At 43.1% G+C, this 2,672-nt stretch carries 2 protein-coding genes; both read left to right on the top strand.

The annotated features are described in order from the left end of the window. Positions 1 to 1,676, top strand: a 1,676-nt coding sequence (locus KDK17_RS02710) for a hypothetical protein (protein ID WP_257287287.1), incomplete at its 5' end; no start/stop codon positions are given. Between the two features lie 169 nt (positions 1,677 to 1,845). Next, a complete protein-coding gene (locus KDK17_RS02705) occupies positions 1,846 to 2,481 on the top strand; it encodes a hypothetical protein (RefSeq protein ID WP_257252638.1) in 636 nt (211 codons plus the stop codon). Positions 2,482 to 2,672 lie beyond the last annotated feature (191 nt).

Raw genomic sequence — 2,672 nt, 5'->3', positions numbered from 1 at the left:
TATTGCTCGATTTACCCATTGAAATACAATCCAAAATTTATAGATATTTGCAGACTCGTGATATTGTCTGTTTAACACTGACAAATTCATACATTAACAACGCTCTCAAAAATGATGCATCATTGGTAAGGGCATGGTATCGCCAGATTGCTTCATCTCACCAGGCTATTCCAAGAACCATCGGCACTGCAAAAGATAAAGATCAACTCGAGGATTGGTTGAGCCGTTTTACAAAGGATAAGGCATTAGTCAAATCAGTCATGGATCGCCAGGCGAGTTTTTATTGCCCTGCCCTGTTCTTTTCCACTCTCACTCAACTGATGATTGAATGTAAAACATTTAAATTTGAGACAAAGGCCACCCTTCCCAATTATGGCGAGATCAACTCAGCTACCTTGAGTGCCGATGGTCACTATCTGGTGAGCATCTGTGATCGTCAAACGGTGAAAATCTATGGCCGGGAGACCGACGGATCATGGCAAGCAAAAGGCACTATCTCCCATAATGGTTCTGTCAGATCATTCATGCTCAGTAACGATGGCCACTATGTGGTGACCGCCAGTGCAGACGGCAAGGCGAGAATCTATGGTAAAAAGGACGAACGATCATGGGAAGAAAAAGCCATCATTTCCCATGATAACCCTCTCACATCAGCCACCTTCAGCGCCGATGGTCGCTTTGTAGTGACCACCAGTATCAATGGCAAGGCGAAAATCTACGGCCGGGAAGACGATGGGTCATGGACAGAAAAAGCCATTATTAGCCACAACACTTTAGTATCATCGTCCACCTTCAGCGCCGATGGTCGCTATGTGGTGAGCACCAGCTATGATTGCAAAGCGAAAATCTATGGCAAGATTCACGATGGGTCATGGATAAAAAAAGCCATCATTCACCATGATGATTCAGTCATATCAGCCACCTTCAGCGCCGATAGCCGCCATATGATCACCTTTAGTGCAGATAGCAACGTCAATACAGGTCTCAAGGTCAAAATCTGTGGCCTGGAGGACGATGGGTCATGGGAAGAAAAAACCATCTTTTCCCATGGAGATCATTTCCTCTCTGCCACCTTCAGCGCCGATAGCTGCCATATGGTAACCTCCGGTCAAGATGGCAGGGCGATAATCTATGGTCAGGAAGACGGATCATGGAAAGAAAAAGCCACCATTTCTCATAATGGTTGGGTCTACTCAGCCACCTTCAGCCCCGATAGCCGCTATGTGATCACCCACGGTCAAGATAATGAGGCGAAAATCTATGGCCAGAACGATCATGGATCATGGGAAGAAAAAGCTACCATTTCCCATCATATGCAAATCAACTCAGTAGCCTTTAGCGCCGATAGCCGCCATGTGATCACCCTCGGTGTAGACAGGAAGGCGAAAATCTATAGCCGAAAGCTCAATGGATCCTGGGAAGGAAAAACCGTCGTTTTCTTTGTTTCATATCTCAAATCAGCAAGCTTTAGCATCGATGGACGCCATGTGGTCATCACCACTAACAATAACGAGGCGGAAATTTATGGCCAGACAAGCGATGGGACATGGCAGAAAAAAGCCTACATTTCCAATCTTAGAGGGATCACCTCAGCCACCTTCAGCGCCGATGGCCATCTGTTGATCATCCATGAAAATGAGCCGGCGAAAATCATTGAGCTAAGGATGGATGAATGACTAGCTTGAACTTTTTATGCAGATTAACCAGGCTACCGCCGCCATCCATTGAAAGGCGACCTTGACTACTTAGTCTTAATGACAAGAATGTTAATCACCATAACAAAATATCAAACAATGAATTTAGATTATTGTCCAATAAGCTAAAGACTTAAAAGGAGAGTGATTAATGACAATAATAAACGGTTCATTACTTGGAGATATCGTTAAGTTTCATAAACCAGAGCATCATGCCAACACGGCAGTCATCGTAATAGATGAGATGGATAAAAAATGGAGTTCTGAGACTGTTGAGAATCATCTTGTTAGAAAACAAAGCCAACAAGAAACCCTTCGCTTTTGTAAAGAGCTTGGATGTAGAATCATTGTCGTTCATGAGCACAAAGAAGCACATCCAAGGCATATCTATGATGTTATTAAAAAACCAGATTTTCACTGCACCAAGCAAGCGCTAGGTGTGCTTAACGCAAAAACTGAGCCTCCCTTATTGCCTTTTTTAAAAGAAAGAAAGATTACAAGCCTTGTTCTTATGGGGGGTCACTACCGTATGTGTGTTCGAGAATCTTTGATAGGCCGTTGTTCTTTTGGGCTTTTAAGTTCTGGCATTCTTAATCATCAAATTACCGTACTCACATCGCCGTCTTTACTGGCTAGTTACAGACCTGAAATGTATCAATTAGAGCCTAAATTTTCGGCTGATGCCTGTTCATTCAATAACAAAAATGGTGATTTTATCGCAGATGCTCAATGGCCAGTTTTTGCATTACACACAGGAATGAGAATCTATACAAAAATTTCTGATTAGCTTCGATCTTGCTTTGTGCAGCTGATGAGCCGCAAAGGGAACTTTAAACATCAGCTTGCCAGGATAGCGTAAATAGTTTCCGAAAAAGTTTTCGAAAAATAGTGTCAAAAAAACTCTTGCCATATCCTATTCCAGGAGCCTGTCGGACTTAAGACTGTCCTACTGCGGTTGCAATAAATTGGTCTAAAAAT

This window comes from Endozoicomonas sp. SESOKO2, assembly GCF_024606245.1.
Taxonomy (GTDB): Bacteria; Pseudomonadota; Gammaproteobacteria; order Pseudomonadales; family Endozoicomonadaceae; genus Endozoicomonas_A.
Note: the sequence above shows the minus strand (reverse complement) of the source record. Positions and strands in the feature narration are given on the sequence as shown.

What these genes read in the sequence shown, in the direction of transcription:
- KDK17_RS02705 (WP_257252638.1), top strand. Translation starts at nt 1,846, where the DNA reads ATGACAATAATAAACGGTTCATTACTTGGAGATATCGTTAAGTTTCAT.